Consider the following 18,477-nt stretch of genomic DNA (forward strand, 5'->3'; position numbering starts at 1 on the left):
CAGAAATGCCACGGCCCTTTTTCTTGACCAACGGACGGATAAAAACAGCACCACTTGGTCAGTCGGCCAAAGAACGATAACGCCCGCCGTAATACAACAAGGGTGCGCCTGTTTCGCCCATAACAAGGTCTTTGACCTGCCCCACAATGATGCTGTGGTCGCCCCCCTCATACAGGGCATGGCGTTCGCAGCTAAATGCTGCAACGCTTCCGGTTAATCGTGGCATTCCATGGCCATCATCTTCGTAGGCAATATTGTGCCACCCGTCCTGCCCCGGCGCAGAAAACAGCTCAGAAACTTCTCGCTGATCCTGACTGAGGATATTGATGCAAAAGCGCGTTGCATCACCCGCAAAGAGTGCGTGTGTCGCGGCACGTTGATCAACAGAGAACAGAACCAATGCCGGATCAAGCGAAACTGAAGCAAAACTGTTTATCGTAATACCCGCTTTTGTACCGTCCTGTGCGCGTGTGGTCACAACGGCAACACCTGTTGTGAACTGTCCAAGACAGTCGCGAAAATCACGGGGAGAGAAAGACATATTAAAAAAATGCTCTTGATGACTACATTAAGGATGACGTTCCCCGTTTCTTTGGGGCATGGGGAAAATGCCGCCTAAAGCCTGCCCTGTCAAACCTAACTCGTCTCTAATTTAAACGTGATGTTAATAACATTGAAAGTTAATAGGACCATATAGATACCTGATTGAACTTCTGAGGAAACACGAAGGATTTGTGATTCCAAAGGCCAAGGATGTTTGTTGTGGTAGCGGTCTTGGGTAGCGGGGAAGAAAAAGAATGTTCTTGATAATCGGTTATATCATCGTAATCGGCTCTGTCCTGGGTGGCTACTTGCCACACGGGGAATTTGGCATTCTTGTTCAACCGCTTGAAGTTTTGATTATTTTCGGGGCAGCATTTGGCGCATTCCTGACAGCCAACCCGCTAAGCGTTGTAAAGCGATCATTCGCATACACCTTGCGTGCCATGAAAGGCCCCAAGAAAAAAGCCGCCTATCAGGAACTCCTGCTTTGCCTTTATGCTGTATTTCGTCTGGCAAAATCAAAGGGTGACCTTGCACTCGAAAGCCACGTCGAAAACCCTGAAAGCTCCAGCCTGTTTTCCAATTTTCCATTGCTTATGAAAGACCATCACGCATTGGAATTCATGTGTGACTATCTTCGACTGCTGACCCTTGGCACCACCAATGCCTATGAACTGGAAGCAGTGATGGATCAGGAACTTGAAGCCCATCACGAAGAAGAACATGCTGTTTCCGACGCAGTTCAAACTGTGGGCGACGGTCTTCCTGCACTTGGCATTGTCGCAGCCGTTTTGGGCGTGATCGTGACCATGAGCTCGGTGACCGAACCTCCGGAAATTCTTGGCGGCCTGATTGCTGCGGCACTTGTCGGGACCTTTCTTGGTATTCTCGGTGCCTATGGTTTTGTCGCCCCGACAGCTTCGATTATCAAGACGACTGTCGATGCAGATTCAAAGTATTATAGCTGCATCAAAGCCGCATTGATCGGACATATGCAGGGCTATGCACCGCAGGTTTCGGTCGAATTTGCCCGAAAGACCCTACCGCATGACCTTCGCCCGAGTTTCAAGGAACTTGATGAAGCCTTGCAAGACGCGCCAACAGCTTGATGTTTGATTGACCGATCAGGTTCAGGGAACCGCCACGCATGCCCGATATCGTCATAAAGAAAATCAAGAAAGGTGGTCATGGCCACCATGGCGGCGCGTGGAAAGTTGCCTACGCTGACTTTGTGACGGCGATGATGGCGTTCTTCCTGTTGCTCTGGCTGCTTTCAAGCGCGACAGAGGAACAGTTGCAAGGTGTTTCCAATTACTTCACGCCTGAGACCATCTCTCAGAATGAGTCTGGATCGGGCGGTCTTTTGGGCGGCACAAGTCTTGCCGAAGAAGGTGCATCGCGCTCCGAATTTGGATCGCCAAGCGTCAGCATGGATATCCCCCCTGTTCAGTCACCTGACGACCGCGAAGCCATCCGTGTCGCGCAAATGGAAGCACAGGAATTCAACGACGCCCAGGAAGAACTTCTCAAAGCAATTGAAAGCAACGAAGAACTTCAGGGGCTTGAAAAGAACATCCGCATCGAAGAATCCGACGAAGGCCTGCGCATCCAGATCCTTGACGAAGATGGTACGGCAATGTTCCCCAGCGGCAGTGCAAGCATGGCTGAACATACCAAACTGTTGCTGCAACAAGTTGCAAGCGTCATCGCAAACATGCCGCAGGACGTCTCGATCGAGGGCCATACGGATTCCATTCCGTTTAACCGCACAGATGGCTATTCCAACTGGGAATTGTCGGCTGATCGCGCCCTGGCAACGCGCCGCACACTTGAAGACCTTGGCCTTGAAACAGCTCGTTTTGCTAAGGTTGCCGGTCTTTCGGACACAGATCCGCTGCTTCCGGAAACACCCGAAAATGAAAGCAACCGTCGCATAAGCATCACCTTGTTGCGTGGAACGGGTGAACGTTCTGCGCTTGGCAACGGCGGACAGCAAGGAACGAACGGATCAGCAGAACCGGACCAGCCACAGGCACCCGATAATGGTCAACGTCGCCCGACGTTCGGGGTTCCCTCGCAGCCATAAGCAGACGTAAACAAAACTTTTGAACGTCCTTTTGGCAACATAACCTTTAAACTGTCACAAATAACACCTAATCTCATAAGATAGACATTCTCGGATGTGATCGGGATTTAGCTTACCAAATGACAGTCAATCAGCGGCGCCTTACCCAGCACTATTTCATGACCGCCCCAATGCCGTGCCCCTACTTGCCCGGCCGGTTTGAGCGCAAGCTGGTAACAGAGTTACGCGGCCCCGAAGCCAACAATGTCCACGATCTTCTGTCCCGCGCGGGTTTTCGACGCAGTCATTCAATTGCCTATCTTCCAGCCTGCAGCGATTGCAATGCCTGCATTCCGGTCCGCGTCCGCAGCCAGGAATTCCGCCCTAGCCGATCATTTCGCCGTATTCTGGGCAAAAACAGCGATCTTGTACGTTCGGAATTGCCCCCGACGGCAACACAGGAACAATACCAGCTATTTAACAGCTATCAGGATGCCCGCCATGGCAATGGTGACATGGCCCGGATGGATGCCCGTGATTACCGTGCAATGATCGAAGACAGCACGGTTGAGTCGTCTGTCTTTGAATATCGCCGCCCTGACAACAGCTTGATTGCAGTGGCACTGGTCGACACCCTCGCTGACGGTTTATCCGCTGTTTACAGCTTTTTTGACCCGGCAGAACATCGGCGCGGTTTAGGTACATACATCGTCCTCGACCTGATCGAGGAAGCCCGCGTACTTTGCCTGCCTCACGTCTATCTTGGCTATTGGATCGGCGATTGCCGCAAAATGTCATATAAAATGCGCTTCCAGCCGCTTGAAGGTTTCCGGGGCGGCGAATGGGTAGCAATGCAGGATGATGAAGTGCCGAAAGAGCCGACGTCCAAGGCCGTTCTGGGCGAATAACTCGATCTCCCCCATCCATATTAGACTAAAGTCCTAAGAAACAACTCGATCCCCAGTTGCCTGCTTTTGCAGACGCATATAAGCTTTGTTTCAAAGTCGATTAAACGGCTTTTGCAGATAAATCATGAGCTTGCATCTTTGGGAGGTTGTAACCAATGAAACGTCGCCAATTTCTTTCCGGCGCAGCCGTAGCGGGCGCAACAGCCGCTGCCGCATCTACTTTCGCAAAACCGGCAATTGCACAGGACGTCCGTGAATGGCGCCTTGTCACCACCTGGCCGAAAAACTTTCCGGGCCTTGGCACCGGTGCAAACCTGCTTGCAGAATACATCACCAAGGCATCCGAAGGCCGCCTGAAAGTCACCGTTTTTGGTGCTGGCGAAATCGTTCCGGCATTCGAAGCCATCGACGCTGTCGGTAGCGGCACCGTCGAAATGGGTCACGGCGCACCTTACTACTGGAAAGGTAAAGTTGACGCGACCCAGTATATCGCGGCAATGCCGTTTGGTCTGAATGCTCAGGAACAGAACGCTTGGTTCCAATGGGGCGGCGGTCAGGAACTTGCTGACGAAGTCTATGCTGAACTGAATTGTAAGTTCTTCCCGTCCGGCAACACCGGCACCCAGATGGGTGGTTGGTTCAACAAGGAAATGAACACCATTGACGACTATAAAGGTCTGAAAATGCGTATTCCGGGCCTTGGTGGCGAAGTTGTCAAAGCTGCGGGTGCCAATGTTGTGAACCTTCCGGGTGGTGAAATTCCGCCGGCACTGCAGTCGGGCGCAATTGATGCAACCGAGTGGGTTGGCCCTTACAACGATCTGGCATTTGGCCTCTATAAATCGGCGAAATACTACTACTACCCGGGTTGGCACGAGCCGGCGACCGTTCTTGATAACTTCATCAACCTGGATGCATGGAATGCACTCCCAGATGATCTGAAAGCAATCGTCGAGCAGGCCAACCGTGCAGTGAACCAGATGGTTCTGTCAGAGTTCACCGCGCGTAACGTTCAGGCGCTTGATACCCTGCGCAACAAGCATGGCGTTGATGTTCGTCCGTTCTCTGACGACATCCTGACCAACCTGGGCAAACTGTCGGGTGAAGTTCTGCGTGATCTGGTTTCTTCGAACCCGCTGTCTCAGAAAGTGTTCGAAAGCCTTATCGAGTTCCGTACCCAGTCGATCGCATGGTCGAAATTCTCGGAATCGGCATTCGCTCAGGCACGTATCCTGCCATTCAAATACTAAGTCCTCCGCTTCACGGAAGACGACAAAGGGCTGGCATTTGCCAGCCCTTTTTATTTGCCGAAATCACGCGCCGCCGAACGTAATATCAAAAAGCAAAAAGGCACCCAACCGGGTGCCTTTCGATAGATTCAATGCTGTGATGTCTGTTTAGAACAGAACGCTTGGCAACCAGGTTGCAAGCCATGGGAAGGCTGCCACAAGGCACAATCCCAGCATCTGGATCGCCACAAACGGGATGATGCCGCGATAGATATCAAGCGTCTTGATTGCCGCTGGTGCAACGCCGCGCAGATAAAACAGCGCAAAGCCAAACGGCGGTGTCAGGAAGCTGGTCTGAAGGTTGATTGCAATCATCACACCCAACCAGACCGGATCAATATCAAGCTTCAGCAGGATCGGACCGACAATCGGGATCACAACAAACACGATCTCGATAAAATCAAGGAAGAAGCCCATGAAGAACATCAGCAACATCACAACCAGCATGGCACTAAACACTCCACCAGGCAGATTATGCAGAAGTTCCTCGACAAGATGATCACCACCAAGACCACGGAACACCAGTGAGAACACCGACGCGCCGAGCAGGATGACAAACACCATCGCACTGACCTGAACCGTCTGACGCACAACATGGCGCAGAACCGCCATATCAAGGCGTTTGTAGAACGCAGCCAAAATCATCGCACCGATGGAACCGAACGCAGCTGATTCCGTTGGCGTTGCAATACCTGTCAGGATCGACCCCAGAACCGCAACAATCAAAAGGGCTGGCGGCAGCAATGCACGCAACACCTCACCCCACAGGCCTTCCGGACGTTTGCCTTCAACAAGAGCCGGGGCAGAGTCCGGATCGATCAGCGATTTGATGATGATCCAACCGATATAAAGACCGACCAGCATGATGCCCGGAATGAATGCACCGGCAAACAGATCCATCACCGAAATCGGCTCAGGCGCCCAGTTGCCCAGCGACCGCTGTGCTTCGGCATAGGCCCCCTGCAGAATATCGCCCAGCAGAACCAGAACGATGGACGGCGGAATGATCTGGCCCAATGTGCCCGATGCACAAATAACACCGGTCGACAGTTTCGGGTCATATCCGGCTTTCTGCATCGCCGGCAGGCTGAGCAAGCCCATGGTCACCACGGTCGCGCCAACAATGCCGGTCGATGCAGCAAGCAACATGCCGACAATAACAACCGAAATACCAAGACCGCCGCGCATGGTGCCAAACAGCATGCCCATGGTCGTCAGAAGTTTTTCAGCAATCCGCGCACGTTCAAGCATGACACCCATGAACACGAACAGCGGAATGGCCACATACAGCTCGTTGGTCATCACACCGAAATAGCGTGACGGCAAGGAGCCCAGAAGCGGCATATCAAAAACGCCCATCGAATTGCCGATAAGCGCAAAAGCAAGACCGGTGCCCGCAAGCGAGAAAGCAACCGGAAAACCAAGAAGAAGCACGCCGCAAGCTACGGCGAACATCACCAGGCTAAGAATTTCCCCTGACATCAAACGCCCTCGTGTTCTTCTTCTTGAATTTCAAATTCTTTGTGACCGGTCAGCACCAGAACACTGCGGGCAGCAAGTGAAAGCCCCTGCAGCAGCATCAGCACACAAAATACCAAAATCACGGACTTATACAGGAACAGGCCCGGAAGACCGCCAGTCTGATGCGACCCCTCAAGACGTTCCCAGCTCGTCGCAATATATGGATAGCTGTACATCAACATCATGATGATTACGGGTGCCAAAAGGAACAGCGACCCGAACAGGTCAACCCATGCCTTATAGCGCGCAGATGCCGGACGATAGAACACGTCAACACGAACGTGACCGCCATGCAAAAGCGTGTAACCGGCACCCACCATGAAAACGATGCCATAAAGCCACATATAGCTTTCCTGCATCGACACCCAGCCAATCGAAAAGCCGTAACGCAAGGTCGCCACCAAAAAGGTGATTACAACCATCGGCATCACAAGCCAGGCCACTCCGCGACCGATCCAGTCGTTAAGACCGTCGATCAAACGGACGAAATTTCCGAGAAATCTCACTTTTCACTCCCAAGCCCTTTTTGAATCTCACAGGAATATTGCGGGCATCCTGATAATCAGGTTGGGAAGTTACATATTAACCACCCAAAACGCTATATCTTTTGCACCAATTCGCCGCCATTTCTGCCGGGAAATGTAACAATCCAAACTCCCGAACCAAAACCAGACGGCCAGAAGAACGAAAAAAGCCGGATGGCAATGCACCATCCGGCTTTTTGAACAGGTTACTGGTCAAGGACCGCTATTCAAACTTGTTGGAACGCGGGAAGCCGTTTGGCGGCAAACGCCCGGCACCTGCACGTTTGCCAATCCATTCTGTCAGTTCGGTCACATTACGCGTGCGTCCTTCGCTGCCGCCCATGGTCCAGCTCAGCCCGTCTTCAAGGTTAAACATAACCAGATCCGAAAGGCCGCCCTGACGATACTTCTGCAGGATCACGCCCCGGCCACGGGTCATTTCCGGAATTTCCGCAATCGGATAAATCAGAAGTTTGCGGTTATCGCCCAAAACAGCAACATGATCCTTCTCAACCGGCAGGAAGATCTTTGCGACCTCGCCCGTACCAAGGTTCAGGACCTGCTTGCCGTTCTTGGTCTGTGCAACGACCTCTTTTTCAGCGACCTGGAAACCACGACCGCCGGAACTCGCGACCAGAAGATTACGCCCATCCTTGTGAACGACCATCGAAACGATGTCATGTTCCTGTGGCAAATCGATAGACAGACGGATTGGTTCACCATGGCCACGACCGCCCGGAAGCTTGTCACATGACATGGTGTAACAGCGCCCTGCCGTCGACAGGATCAGGAGCTTGTCCGTGGTGAAGGCTTTCAACGCAAAGCGATGTTCATCTCCATCCTTGAACTTAAGATCACTGATATCGGCAACATGGCCCTTAAGCGCACGCACCCAGCCCATTTTCGAACAGATCACAGTGATCGGCTCACGTTCAATCAACGCTTCAAGCGGCACTTCGATTTCTTCAGGGGCATCACCGATTTCGGTGCGGCGTTTACCAATCGCGGTCTTCTTGCCAAAGTTTTCGCGCATGGTTTCGATTTCATCGCGAATTTTTTCCCAACGCATGGGTTCACTGGCCAGAAGCGCTTCAAGACCTTCTTTTTCTTCAGTCAGTTTGGTGTGCTCGTTCTTGATTTCCATCTCTTCGAGCTTGCGCAAAGACCGCAAACGCATATTCAGGATCGCATCAGCCTGCACTTCGGTCAGGTCAAACGCTTTCATCAGTGCGTTTTTCGGTTCATCCTCGAAACGGATAATCCGGATCACTTCATCAAGGTTGAGATAGGCAACAAGATAGCCTTCCAACACCTCAAGACGATGATTGATCTTGGCCAGTCGATGATTGGAACGACGGATCAGAACTTCCTGACGGTGGGCCAGGAATGCACGCAGCACTTCGCGCAGGTTCATCACCCGTGGGGTGTTGTCGGCATCCAGAACGTTCATGTTCAAGCCAAACCGGATTTCCAGTTCGGTATTCTTAAACAGCATTTCCATCAAATGTTCAGGTTCAACCGCACGGGTTCGCGGCTCAAGCACAAGCCGGATAATATCGGTCGACTCATCGCGCACGTCATTTAAAAGCGGCAACTTCTTTGCCACCATCAAATCGGCGATGCGCTCAACCAGCTTGGCTTTCTGAACCTGATAGGGAATTTCGGTGATCACAACCTGATACAGGCCGTGGCTCAGCTTCTCGACTTCCCATTTCGCCCGCAAGCGGAATGACCCGCGCCCGGTTGCATAGGCTTCCAGAATGTTTTCGCGCGGTTCAACCAGAACGCCACCGGTCGGGAAGTCCGGCCCCGGCACACAACGCACCAGTTGCGCAATCGAAGTTTCCGGATCATCGATCAGTTTGATCAGTCCCGCACACAATTCGCCGGCATTATGCGGCGGAATGTTGGTCGCCATACCAACAGCAATACCGGCCGCACCGTTGGCCAGAAGGTTCGGGAAGGCCGCCGGCATGACAATCGGTTCCTGTTCCTCGCCATCATACGTCGGGCGAAAATCAACCGAGTCTTCATCAAGCCCGTCCATCAGGGCTGCGGCAATGGCAGTCATCCGGGCTTCGGTGTAACGCATCGCAGCGGCGTTATCGCCATCGATGTTGCCAAAATTACCCTGACCATCAACCAGCGGATAGCGCACGGCAAAGTCCTGTGCAAGACGGACAAGCGCGTCATACACCGACTGGTCACCATGCGGGTGATATTTACCGATCACGTCACCGACCACACGGGCGCATTTCTTGAACCCCTGCTCCGGGTTCAGTTTAAGCTGCCGCATCGCATAAAGAAGACGCCGATGTACAGGCTTCAGGCCATCTCGCACATCAGGCAGGGAACGCGACATGATTGTCGACATCGCATAGGCGAGATATCGTTCGCTTAGCGCGTCAGCAAGGCGGGTTTCCCTGATTTGACCGGCACCGGCCGGATCGGAAGTCTTGGTGCTCATGAACGATTTTTCTTGTTGCTTGTCAAAATGGACATGTGCAAGTGGGTTCGATCCCGAACAGCTTGCAGTGTTGGCAACATACTACGCCGGGCATGGTCTTGGTCAACATATGGCGCGCAATTTGCCAAATTTATTTTTCTGTGCCGACATCCGCACGCCAGATGTAACTGACAAGGCGATCCCGCGCCGCAACCGGCTTGATGCCTTTTGCCTCAAAGATATCACGGTGAATAAAGAAACCGGTCAACTTCACGCCATCGCGAAACTGTTCGGGAAGAGACATGTTTTTACGTGATTGTGCCGCCCGGCCCGACGCCAAAAAGGCTGGCAGCGGCAACAACCGGTCACGATAGGCATGCCCGGACGCCTCGCCGACTGCACGACCACTTTTGGGGGAGACGAAGGCAAGGTTTTCCGTCTCATTCGTTGCTGCACACCGATCGAGTACCAATCCATACCCCAATTCTTCAAGCAGCCCGACTTCCCAGCGGATATAGGCAGGCAACCATTGGTCTGATTTAAGGGCGCCAAGTAACGCAACGGTACCGTGATAAAGGTCGGGATGGGCTTCACGTTCGGGCAAGGTGGCATCAAGCATGGCACAGGCCGAACTCATCGCCATCAGCGGCCCGGCCTGCAACAACAGGTCTGCAGCATGCGCACCGGTCAATTCGCAGCGAAACTGACCAAGATGCTCTGCCAGTCGGGCAGACCACCCTACCCGCACTTCGTTGCCGGGCTCCAGGGTTCCGCGCATGGATTTGCTTGTGGCACCGCGCACCATACCTGCATGGCGACCGTAATCACGGGTCAGGACGGATAGACGCACCGCGTTTTCACCCAGCTTGCGGGTCGAAAGAACAATGCCGTCATCACGCCAATCCATATGCGACCTTTAGAAAAACCCGCTGGGCACAATCAAACGGGTCACAAGGAAAAAGAAACCCAGCAAACAGGACGCCAGACAGAACAAGGCAACCCCGAACACCACCTTGCGCAGGACGGGACGGTGTTCCACGTCTTTGATGGTTTGCGTAATCGGATCTGTGGTCATTAATTGGGTCCTCCGCCCGTGATGCGCCAGAAAAGGCCAAGGCCAAATATGACAATCGCTGTCAGCAGCGCAATCAGGTTAAGCGGTTTGTTCAGATATGACTTTTCGCGTTGAAAAGTTGTGCTTCTGTTGCGGTTGCGGAAAGGACGTCTGGCGACGCGCGCAACAATCATTGCGGCAGCAGCGCCGACAACGATCATGACAATTCCCCAGACTGATCCGATTTCCATTATCTACCCGACAATTGATTGACGGCCCAACACTGCGAGCTGAGACATCACGCGTTGGGGTCAAGTCCCCACATTGCAAAGCGGTTGGGATCATCGCCCCAGTTTTCGCGGACTTTGACAAACAGGAACAAATGCACACGGCGCTCGAAAATGGCTTCGAGTTCCTTGCGTGCATCACTTCCCAATGCCTTGATACGCTTGCCGCCCTTGCCAAGAATGATGGCTTTCTGACCTTCGCGTTCGACAAAGATGGTTTGTTCAAGCTTGACCGACCCATCCTTGCGTTCTTCCCAAAGCTCGGTCTCAACCGTTGCCGAGTACGGAAGTTCCTGCTGAAGCTGATAATAAAGCTTCTCACGGGTGATTTCTGCGGCCAGCAAACGAAGCGGCATGTCCGAAACATCGTCTTCGGGGAACATCCACGGCCCGTCAGGCATTTTTGCAGCCAGGAAATTCACCAGATCCTGTGTGCCTGCGCCCTTTTTGGCCGAAATCATGAAGACGTCGGTAAACACATCATGCGCAAACAGGTCTTGAGACAGGCGCAGGAGCTTTTCCTTGTCCGCAACCTTGTCGACCTTGTTAAGCGCCAGAATAGCCTTGCGATTCTGATCTTTAAGCTGATTGATAATCGCCTGATCTTCGTCGGTGATACCCGTCCCGGCATCAATCACCAAAACAACAAGATCGGCATCATCCGCACCATTCCAAGCGGCCTTTACCATCGCCCGATCAAGACGGCGCTTGGGTGCAAAGATACCCGGCGTATCAATGAAAACAATCTGCGCGTCTTCGGTCATCACAATGCCACGCACACGGGTACGTGTTGTTTGGACCTTTGGCGAGACAATGGACACTTTCGTGCCGACCAACTGGTTGAGCAACGTTGACTTGCCCGCGTTTGGTGCACCAACGAGGGCAACAAAGCCACAACGTTGCTGATAAGGTAATCTGTCTTCGGCCACCGCTGTGGGAACCTCATTCATCACTAAGTTTATCCAACATTAATTTGGCGGCGAGTTGCTCCGCCTCGCGTTTCGATTTGCCCTCTGCACTGACACTTTCACCATCATCGGTGGTCAGTTCAATGGTAAATACTGGCGCGTGCGCCGGACCTTCTCGTCCGACCATTTCGTATTTCGGCAGCGGTTTACCCCGCCCTTGAAGCCATTCCTGCAACTGCGTTTTCGCATCCTGCGGCGGCTTGTTGGCTTCGTCCAGAAGCGGCGTCCATAATTTTTCAATGAAACGCCGTGCCGGTTCAAGCCCGCCGTCCAGATAGAGTGCGGCAATCACCGCCTCCATGCAATCAGATAAAATTGCAGGATTGGAATCGGCACCAGCCGCACGTTCGCCCTTTGCCATCTGGATATGTTCACCCAGACCAATTTGTTCTGCAACCTTTGCCAAGGTCTCACGGCGAACCAGCGCGACAAAACGTTTTGCCATCGCGCCTTCTCGTTCCCGGCCAAACCGGGTATAGAGCATTTCTGCCACGACAAGGCCCAGCACCCGATCACCCAGGAATTCAAGGCGCTCATTCCCGCCGCTCAGCATATCCTTGCCCTTGGCCGCACTGCGATGCGTCAGCGCAACACGCAGCAGGTCAGGGTTGGCAAAACCGTGATCAATTTCGGTGATCACCGGCGCGCTGTCGCTCATCAGTTAACCCCCTGAAACAGGCGGTCGTAGCGGATGCTGCCAAGATCATAAATCGGCTGGGAGCTATCCTTGGAGTAAAACAGGAATTCTGCCCGGCCAACCAGATTTTCAATCGGCACAAAACGGAAGCGTGACGGGAACGCACGACTGTCAGCAGAATTGTCGCGGTTATCGCCCATCATGAAATAGTGACCTTCCGGAACTGTATAAGCTTCGGTGTTGTCGCTTGGCCCCTGATCGCCAAACATTTCAAGTATCCGGTGCACTTTCCCGTTGGGCAGCGTTTCAATGTATTGCGCTACTGCTGCAGAACGGCCGCTGCCATCGGTCAGGATGTAATCTTCGATCCGTTCACGTTCGATCAGGGTATTATTGAGGTAAAGACGGCCTTCCTTGACCTGAACGGTATCACCTGGCAGTCCGATCACGCGTTTGATGTAATCCTGCGTGGTGTCGGACGGCAGCTTGAACACCACCACATCGCCGCGCTCCGGTTCGCTTTCAAACACACGGCCCGGAATGATCGGCAGGCTGAACGGCATGCTGTGCTTCGAATACCCGTAAGAAAACTTCGATACGAACAGATAGTCCCCCACCAGCAAGGTCGGGATCATGGATCCGGATGGAATATTGAACGGTTCAAACGCAAATGTTCGAACCATAAGTGCAATCAGGATGGCCCAGAAAACGGTTTTCAAGGTATCGAGCAAGCCACCCGTTTTCTTTTTCTGCACAAGCTTTTCCATTCCGTGTTCAACCAATCACTTTAAATTTTAATCTGCCGAAATCACCACGACCGCATTGGCCATCGGATATTCGTCCGTCAGGGTTACATATACAGATGCAGTTTTCCCATCCGGGGTCAATTCATTAAGTCTTTTCAACGCGCCATCCGTCAGGACCATATCAGGCTTCCCACTGGGTTGATGTACCACCCCCATGGTGTTGTGATAAACACCTCGTCGGAACCCTGTACCAAGCGCCTTTGAACAGGCTTCCTTGGCGGCAAACGCCATGGCAAGAGATGACGCAGTCCGGTGCGGCTTGCGCGTTGCGCGCGCAATCTCGATATCGGTATATACCCGCTGCATGAAACGTTCACCATGACGTTCAAGCGCGGCCTCAATACGACGGATATCGCACAAATCCGTACCAATCCCAATAATCATTTATGCATAACCTGTCTGCGCACGCGCTTCGTCCATTAAACGGCGCATTTCGGCAATGGCGGCTTCAAGCCCGACAAACACGGCTTCGCCAATCAGGAAATGGCCAATATTGAGTTCTGCAATTTCCGGCATGGCGGCAATTGGCTTGACTGTTTCGAAGTTCAAGCCATGCCCGGCATGCACTTCAAGTCCGATCCCTGCCCCATATTGCACGGCACTGCGAATGCGGTCCAGTTCGCGGTCACGATCCTCTGCATTCTCGGCATCGCAATAGGCACCTGTATGAATTTCCACCACCGGCGCCCCAAGGCTTTTTGCTGCGTCAAGTTGCGCTTTGGATGCCTCGATAAACAGCGAAACCCGAATGCCCGCATCCCCCAACTCGGCGACAAAGCGTTTCAGGTGATTGTGCCCGCCTGCGGCGTCCAGTCCGCCCTCGGTTGTGCGTTCTTCACGTTTTTCGGGCACAAGGCATACCGCATGCGGCTTGGTCTCAAGCGCAATTGCCAGCATTTCGTCAGTTGCGGCCATCTCGAAATTCAAGGGCAGATCAACTTCTTCACGCAGCCGTTTCATGTCGTCATCACGGATGTGGCGTCGATCTTCGCGCAAATGCGCGGTGATGCCGTCTGCGCCTGCTGCTTTTGCAAGTGCTGCCGCACGCACGGGATCAGGCATACTGCCGCCCCGGGCATTTCGAATGGTTGCAACGTGGTCGATATTGACCCCAAGCCGGAGTTTCGCACTCATGATGTTTAATCCTGCCTTTTGGTGGCATGCTTCGCAGCCGTTCCAAGCTTTTCTTTCGCACTTTCAAGCATCGGCCCAAGACCATGGCGTTCGGTCTTTTTCATACGACGCAAGATACGGTTGTGACGATAAATCACAACAGCGCGGCGGATCGGAAAGTAAAATAGCATCCACACCACGATTGTCGTCGGGATACAGCCAATCACCATCGGCCAGATGATATCAACAATACTTGCCCAAAGTTCTGCCAGTGCGGTGTGATCGGAAACATCCCAGTTCCCGAAAATCAGACCGCCGCCAACATAGTTCAGCCCAAGAACAACGAACTCCCACAGCACAGCCATATCGAAGTGGACTGTTGAAGTGCTTGTATGCTCCCCAAGTATCCAGTTCCCGCAGGTATAAAGCCATAACCAGATGAAGGGAAATGTCCAGGGGTTGCCAACAACCGTACCAAGAAGTGACGCCACCAAATTGCTGCGGGTCAAGAGACTGAGCAACGTCGCCAGCACAAAATGAAAGCCGATGAATGGCGAGAATGAAACCGCCGCCCCAATCGCAAAACCCGAAGCAATGCTATAGGGCGACCCCGGCAGGCGCGCCACACGATGAGCAAAATACTGCGATGAACGACGCCATCCGCCACGCGGCCAAACCACGTTGCGTACACGTTGAAAGGATGAAGGTTTGATGCGGCGCCGAAACATACGGGATCAGTTCTGGAATAACTCAGGTAACGCTATAAAAACTTGAGGCATATGCGTAAGTGCTGACTGCAAGATTGGCAAGGCTTTTGCGCCAAATTCCCCCAAAAGGTGAAGCTGTTTACAATTAACCTTTATCCACGCGCACGTTCCACGGCATTCACCACAGGTGTCGCCCGCAAGGCAGCGATGATGTTGGTCAGATGCTTGACGTCGACAACATCAATATCAATCAACATTTCAAAGAAGTCGGTCGTGCGGTTGGTGAAGCGCAAATTGGTAATGTTGCCATGGTTTTTGGCAATCACACTGGTGATCGAACTAAGCGCCCCCTGCTCATGGCCAACAGTCAGGCCCAGCCGCCCGATGAAGTGTTCCGGTTCGCCTTCATTGTCCCAGCCAACATCAAGCCAACGTTCGGGCTGCTCGGTAAAGGTTTCAAGCGTATCACAATCAATCGTATGGATGGTAACGCCCTTGCCGGTTGTAACAATCCCGACAATCCTGTCCCCCGGCAGCGGATGGCAGCACCCGGCATAATGCACAGCCATGCCCGGGATAAGCCCCTTGATTGGAATGGCATGGTCATGTTTGCGCGCCCGGACCTTCTCAAGCGGCACGACCTTCCGCGCCGTTTCCTTGTCCTTGGTTCCGGGGAATACCGCATGAACGATCTCGCGCCCGGTGTGATGCCCCGCACCCACCTGCGTCAAAAGCGCATCGACCGACGGCTGCTTGAAGATCTTCAGAACACCATCAAGAGCCTTGTCGGAATAATCGTAGCCTTCCTGACGAAATGCCTTTTGCAAGATCGCCTTGCCAAGATCCTTGTATTGATCTTCCTGCTGTTGGCGAATGAAGCGGCGAATACGTGCGCGCGCCTTGCCGGTAACAACAAAGCGTTCCCAAGTCGGATTCGGCGTTTGCGCCTTCGATGTTACGATCTCGACCTGATCACCGTTATAAAGCACCGTGCGCAGCGGAACCATCGCGCCATTAACCTTGGCGCCGACACAGGTATCGCCAATGTGGGTATGGATCATATAGGCGAAATCAACAGGTGTTGCGCGTGCAGGAAGCGCAATCACATCGCCCTTCGGACTAAAGCAGAACACCTGATCCTGGAACATCGCGAGCTTGGTGTGCTCAAGGAACTCTTCCGGCTCAGAAGCGTGTTCAAGAATATCAAGCAGGTCACGCAACCAGCGATACTGAACGCCTTCTTTCTGATCGCCCGTCGGCTTTTCCTGTTTATATGCCCAGTGGGCCGCCACACCGTTTTCGTTGACCTCGTGCATGTGACGGGTGCGAATTTGCACCTCGATCCGATGGTTTTCCGGACCAAGCACCGTTGTATGAATGGAACGGTATCCGTTGGGCTTCGGTGTGGAGATATAATCCTTGAACCGGCCCGGTACGACCTTGTAATTGGCATGCAAATAGCCAAGAACTTCATAGCATTCAGGCATCTCGCTTACGAGAACACGAAAAGCCATGATGTCCGACAGCTCACCAAAGGTGATGTTCTTGCGCTGCATCTTCTGCCAGATCGAATATGGGCGTTTTTCACGGCCATAAATATCGACCTTCAGTCCCTGACGACCGACAACATCCTGCAACTCTGAAACGATGCGGTTAACGACGTTGTCGTCTTTTGCCCGCAGAAATTCCAGGCGCGCCAGTATCGAATCACGGGCTTCAGGATTGATATGCTGGAAGGCAAGGTCTTCGAGCTCTTCCTTGATGTCGTGCATACCGATGCGTTCGGCAAGCGGGGCATAAATCTCAAGCGTTTCCGCGGCAATACGCACGCGTTTTTCCGGCTTGGAAATGTAATGCAGGGTCCGCATGTTATGCAGCCGGTCTGCCAGTTTGACCAGCAAGACACGAATGTCTTCTGACATTGCCAGCAGCAGCTTGCGGAAGTTCTCGGCCTGTTTGGAATCAGCTGATTTCAGCTCAATCTGCGTCAGCTTGGTCACACCATCGACCAGCTTCATGATGTTGTTGCCAAAAAGCTTTGTGATCTCTTTGGGCGTCGCATCGGTGTCTTCGATGGTGTCGTGCAGCAACGCTGTAATGATCGTGTCGCAGTCGAGCTTGTAGTTGGTCAGAATGCCCGCGACTTCGATCGGGTGGGAAAAATACGGATCGCCCGATGCGCGTTTTTGCGAACCGTGCTTCTGGGTCGCATAGACATAGGCCCGGTTCAACGTGGTTTCGCACGCATCGGGGTCATATGCCTTAACCCGTTCAACAAGTTCGTATTGACGCATCATTCAGGGGCATCTCCGCAATTATCCAGGGGGAATTATTTCATCCCTCACTTAAGATAGTACGATTTGGACAAAAAAAAGCCACGGAAGATAAAAACCGTGGCTCTTCTTTTGGAATCGAATCGAATCAGATCAGATCAAAACCAATCTGATTATTCTTCTTCCGACGGAGCAACAACGCCGACAGATGCATCTTCAACTGCATCTGCGACCAGTTTCGGACCGAAATCGTCTTCGGCTTCTTCCGGCTCGTCGGTTTCAACATGCCGCTGCAGACCTTGAACCATGCCATTGCGCAGATCGTCAAAATCAACCTTTACTTCGGCGATTTCGCGCAGTGCAACAACCGGATTTTTATCGTTGTCACGATCAATGGTCAGTTCTGCACCGGCCGAGATGTTGCGTGCACGCTGAGCTGCAAGCATTACAAGCTCAAAGCGGTTTGGGATCTTGTCAACGCAATCTTCGACGGTAACGCGCGCCATAAATGTCTCCAGCAATACTTTTGGGGTGTTCTGACCGAGCTTTATAGCGCCGGATCAATTGTGTTGCAACAGCGAAACCACTCTTGCAGTCAGGTTTTCATATGCTTTTTCAGCTCTCGGCCTGTTTGCGAATCTGCTGATCTGCCGGCAGTTTCGAAATCAGCTCGTTAATGCTTTGTCCGGAAACCGGATGAACCCAATCAGAAGCAACATCCCGCAACGGCAGCAACACAAAGGCACGTTCCGCCATCCTTGGGTGCGGCACACAAATCCCGCCTTCCTCCTGCACCAGATCCCGCCCATAGGCAATCAGATCAAGGTCGATGACACGGGCTGCATTGCGTTCACGTCGCACACGGCCAAATTCGGCCTCAACTTCATGAAGGCGCGCCAAAAGATCATGGGCCGACATGTCCGTCGACAAGCGCGCTACACCGTTCACATACCAAGGCTGGTCCGAAATTGGCACCGGGGCGGTTTCATAAAAGGATGACACCAAATCAATTGAAATATCGCCATCTTTGGCCAAACGTTGCAACGCGGCCTTCAATGTCTGCGCAGGCGCACCATATTCCTCAGTAGGCAGGTTTGCTCCAAAGGCAATCATAATGGCGTCATCTGACGAAGCGTTGGTGTCTGACGAAGTCAACATGCTCACAAGGCAGGCTTTCAGTTCGGTGAAGTACGGACGATCTTGTATCACGAAAGAGCGCATGTCTACGGGAGCCACAATGCTCTGTCTACGATATTTTCGCCTTTCTTTGTCCCGGTCACCCCTGTACAAATTAATGGTTCCGTATTTTTAGGAACTGCATAATTAAATTTGATGT

The 18,477-nt window shown here is 52.8% G+C and carries 20 protein-coding genes; 4 read left to right on the forward strand and 16 right to left on the reverse strand.

Features of this window, described 5'->3' with window-relative positions; all coding sequences use genetic code 11:
• Window positions 1-58: 58 nt before the first annotated feature.
• Entirely contained in the window at window positions 59-541 is a 483-nt protein-coding gene (locus JF44_RS0114870; RefSeq protein WP_033069734.1) for a flavin reductase family protein, read from the reverse strand.
• A 256-nt stretch (window positions 542-797) separates the two neighbouring features.
• Between JF44_RS0114870 and motA the strand changes: the two genes are divergently transcribed.
• The 4 genes from motA (at window position 798) to JF44_RS0114890 (ending at window position 4,766) form a co-directional block, all read left to right on the forward strand.
• On the forward strand, window positions 798-1,652 hold the full coding sequence (gene motA / locus JF44_RS0114875) for a flagellar motor stator protein MotA (RefSeq protein WP_033069735.1): 855 nt from the start codon (window positions 798-800) through the stop codon (window positions 1,650-1,652).
• Between the two features lie 38 nt (window positions 1,653-1,690).
• Window positions 1,691-2,629, forward strand: a complete 939-nt coding sequence (locus JF44_RS0114880) for a flagellar motor protein MotB (RefSeq protein ID WP_033069736.1) — start codon at window positions 1,691-1,693, stop codon at window positions 2,627-2,629.
• A 119-nt stretch (window positions 2,630-2,748) separates the two neighbouring features.
• Window positions 2,749-3,516: an arginyltransferase gene (locus JF44_RS0114885; RefSeq protein ID WP_033069737.1), complete on the forward strand. Its 768-nt coding sequence runs from the start codon at window positions 2,749-2,751 to the stop codon at window positions 3,514-3,516.
• A 155-nt stretch (window positions 3,517-3,671) separates the two neighbouring features.
• Window positions 3,672-4,766: a TRAP transporter substrate-binding protein gene (locus JF44_RS0114890; RefSeq protein ID WP_033069738.1), complete on the forward strand. Its 1,095-nt coding sequence runs from the start codon at window positions 3,672-3,674 to the stop codon at window positions 4,764-4,766.
• 147 nt (window positions 4,767-4,913) lie between these two features.
• Here JF44_RS0114890 and JF44_RS0114895 read toward each other — a convergent pair whose 3' ends face one another.
• From JF44_RS0114895 to folK, 15 genes are all read right to left on the reverse strand, one after another.
• Window positions 4,914-6,287 (reverse strand): TRAP transporter large permease, encoded by a 1,374-nt coding sequence (locus JF44_RS0114895; protein WP_033069739.1) that lies wholly within the window; start codon window positions 6,285-6,287, stop codon window positions 4,914-4,916.
• Window positions 6,287-6,832 carry a TRAP transporter small permease subunit gene (locus JF44_RS0114900; protein WP_033069740.1) on the reverse strand — a complete coding sequence of 182 codons (546 nt, stop codon included), beginning with the start codon at window positions 6,830-6,832 and terminating at the stop codon, window positions 6,287-6,289. The genes JF44_RS0114895 and JF44_RS0114900 overlap by 1 nt, the downstream gene beginning before the upstream one ends.
• Window positions 6,833-7,073: 241 nt before the next feature.
• Window positions 7,074-9,317 carry a DNA topoisomerase IV subunit A gene (gene parC / locus JF44_RS0114905; RefSeq protein WP_052065956.1) on the reverse strand — a complete coding sequence of 748 codons (2,244 nt, stop codon included), beginning with the start codon at window positions 9,315-9,317 and terminating at the stop codon, window positions 7,074-7,076.
• Between the two features lie 130 nt (window positions 9,318-9,447).
• Window positions 9,448-10,203, reverse strand: coding sequence for a DNA repair protein RecO (gene recO, locus JF44_RS0114910; RefSeq protein WP_033069741.1), 756 nt, complete (start codon window positions 10,201-10,203; stop codon window positions 9,448-9,450).
• Between the two features lie 9 nt (window positions 10,204-10,212).
• Window positions 10,213-10,371: a hypothetical protein gene (locus JF44_RS20375; RefSeq protein ID WP_156111700.1), complete on the reverse strand. Its 159-nt coding sequence runs from the start codon at window positions 10,369-10,371 to the stop codon at window positions 10,213-10,215.
• A complete protein-coding gene (locus JF44_RS0114915) occupies window positions 10,371-10,601 on the reverse strand; it encodes a hypothetical protein (RefSeq protein WP_033069742.1) in 231 nt (76 codons plus the stop codon). Before JF44_RS0114915 ends, JF44_RS20375 begins: the two co-directional genes overlap by 1 nt.
• A gap of 47 nt (window positions 10,602-10,648) precedes the next feature.
• Complete coding sequence (era, locus tag JF44_RS0114920) at window positions 10,649-11,587, reverse strand: GTPase Era (RefSeq protein WP_033069743.1); 939 nt, start codon at window positions 11,585-11,587, stop codon at window positions 10,649-10,651.
• On the reverse strand, window positions 11,580-12,263 hold the full coding sequence (rnc, locus tag JF44_RS0114925) for a ribonuclease III (protein ID WP_033069744.1): 684 nt from the start codon (window positions 12,261-12,263) through the stop codon (window positions 11,580-11,582). Before rnc ends, era begins: the two co-directional genes overlap by 8 nt.
• Entirely contained in the window at window positions 12,263-13,009 is a 747-nt protein-coding gene (gene lepB / locus JF44_RS0114930; RefSeq protein ID WP_033069745.1) for a signal peptidase I, read from the reverse strand. Before lepB ends, rnc begins: the two co-directional genes overlap by 1 nt.
• 27 nt (window positions 13,010-13,036) lie before the next feature.
• Window positions 13,037-13,432, reverse strand: coding sequence for a holo-ACP synthase (gene acpS / locus JF44_RS0114935; RefSeq protein ID WP_033069746.1), 396 nt, complete (start codon window positions 13,430-13,432; stop codon window positions 13,037-13,039).
• Complete coding sequence (locus tag JF44_RS0114940; RefSeq protein ID WP_033069747.1) at window positions 13,433-14,182, reverse strand: pyridoxine 5'-phosphate synthase; 750 nt, start codon at window positions 14,180-14,182, stop codon at window positions 13,433-13,435.
• A gap of 5 nt (window positions 14,183-14,187) precedes the next feature.
• Complete coding sequence (locus JF44_RS0114945) at window positions 14,188-14,889, reverse strand: DUF2062 domain-containing protein (protein WP_033069748.1); 702 nt, start codon at window positions 14,887-14,889, stop codon at window positions 14,188-14,190.
• A 131-nt stretch (window positions 14,890-15,020) separates the two neighbouring features.
• Window positions 15,021-17,165, reverse strand: a complete 2,145-nt coding sequence (locus tag JF44_RS0114950; protein WP_033069749.1) for a RelA/SpoT family protein — start codon at window positions 17,163-17,165, stop codon at window positions 15,021-15,023.
• Between the two features lie 149 nt (window positions 17,166-17,314).
• Window positions 17,315-17,647: a DNA-directed RNA polymerase subunit omega gene (gene rpoZ / locus JF44_RS0114955; RefSeq protein ID WP_033069750.1), complete on the reverse strand. Its 333-nt coding sequence runs from the start codon at window positions 17,645-17,647 to the stop codon at window positions 17,315-17,317.
• A gap of 109 nt (window positions 17,648-17,756) precedes the next feature.
• The gene (folK, locus tag JF44_RS0114960) at window positions 17,757-18,350 is read right to left on the reverse strand and encodes a 2-amino-4-hydroxy-6-hydroxymethyldihydropteridine diphosphokinase (RefSeq protein ID WP_337587907.1); all 594 of its coding nucleotides are present in this window, start codon (window positions 18,348-18,350) and stop codon (window positions 17,757-17,759) included.
• Window positions 18,351-18,477 lie beyond the last annotated feature (127 nt).

The organism is Thalassospira australica (genome assembly GCF_000763295.1).
GTDB classification, from domain to species: Bacteria; Pseudomonadota; Alphaproteobacteria; order Rhodospirillales; family Thalassospiraceae; genus Thalassospira; species Thalassospira australica.

Excerpts from the sequence above, each read along its gene's own strand:
- JF44_RS0114890 (WP_033069738.1), top strand. The coding sequence starts at position 3,672 with ATGAAACGTCGCCAATTTCTTTCCGGCGCAGCCGTAGCGGGCGCAACA.
- motA (WP_033069735.1), top strand. The coding sequence starts at position 798 with ATGTTCTTGATAATCGGTTATATCATCGTAATCGGCTCTGTCCTGGGT.
- JF44_RS0114880 (WP_033069736.1), top strand. The coding sequence starts at position 1,691 with ATGCCCGATATCGTCATAAAGAAAATCAAGAAAGGTGGTCATGGCCAC.
- JF44_RS0114945 (WP_033069748.1), bottom strand. The coding sequence starts at position 14,889 with ATGTTTCGGCGCCGCATCAAACCTTCATCCTTTCAACGTGTACGCAAC.
- era (WP_033069743.1), bottom strand. The coding sequence starts at position 11,587 with ATGAATGAGGTTCCCACAGCGGTGGCCGAAGACAGATTACCTTATCAG.
- JF44_RS0114885 (WP_033069737.1), top strand. The coding sequence starts at position 2,749 with ATGACAGTCAATCAGCGGCGCCTTACCCAGCACTATTTCATGACCGCC.
- JF44_RS0114870 (WP_033069734.1), bottom strand. The coding sequence starts at position 541 with ATGTCTTTCTCTCCCCGTGATTTTCGCGACTGTCTTGGACAGTTCACA.
- JF44_RS0114895 (WP_033069739.1), bottom strand. The coding sequence starts at position 6,287 with ATGTCAGGGGAAATTCTTAGCCTGGTGATGTTCGCCGTAGCTTGCGGC.
- rnc (WP_033069744.1), bottom strand. The coding sequence starts at position 12,263 with ATGAGCGACAGCGCGCCGGTGATCACCGAAATTGATCACGGTTTTGCC.
- acpS (WP_033069746.1), bottom strand. The coding sequence starts at position 13,432 with ATGATTATTGGGATTGGTACGGATTTGTGCGATATCCGTCGTATTGAG.
- parC (WP_052065956.1), bottom strand. The coding sequence starts at position 9,317 with ATGAGCACCAAGACTTCCGATCCGGCCGGTGCCGGTCAAATCAGGGAA.
- recO (WP_033069741.1), bottom strand. The coding sequence starts at position 10,203 with ATGGATTGGCGTGATGACGGCATTGTTCTTTCGACCCGCAAGCTGGGT.
- JF44_RS0114950 (WP_033069749.1), bottom strand. The coding sequence starts at position 17,165 with ATGATGCGTCAATACGAACTTGTTGAACGGGTTAAGGCATATGACCCC.
- JF44_RS20375 (WP_156111700.1), bottom strand. The coding sequence starts at position 10,371 with ATGACCACAGATCCGATTACGCAAACCATCAAAGACGTGGAACACCGT.
- rpoZ (WP_033069750.1), bottom strand. The coding sequence starts at position 17,647 with ATGGCGCGCGTTACCGTCGAAGATTGCGTTGACAAGATCCCAAACCGC.
- JF44_RS0114915 (WP_033069742.1), bottom strand. The coding sequence starts at position 10,601 with ATGGAAATCGGATCAGTCTGGGGAATTGTCATGATCGTTGTCGGCGCT.
- lepB (WP_033069745.1), bottom strand. The coding sequence starts at position 13,009 with ATGGAAAAGCTTGTGCAGAAAAAGAAAACGGGTGGCTTGCTCGATACC.
- JF44_RS0114940 (WP_033069747.1), bottom strand. The coding sequence starts at position 14,182 with ATGAGTGCGAAACTCCGGCTTGGGGTCAATATCGACCACGTTGCAACC.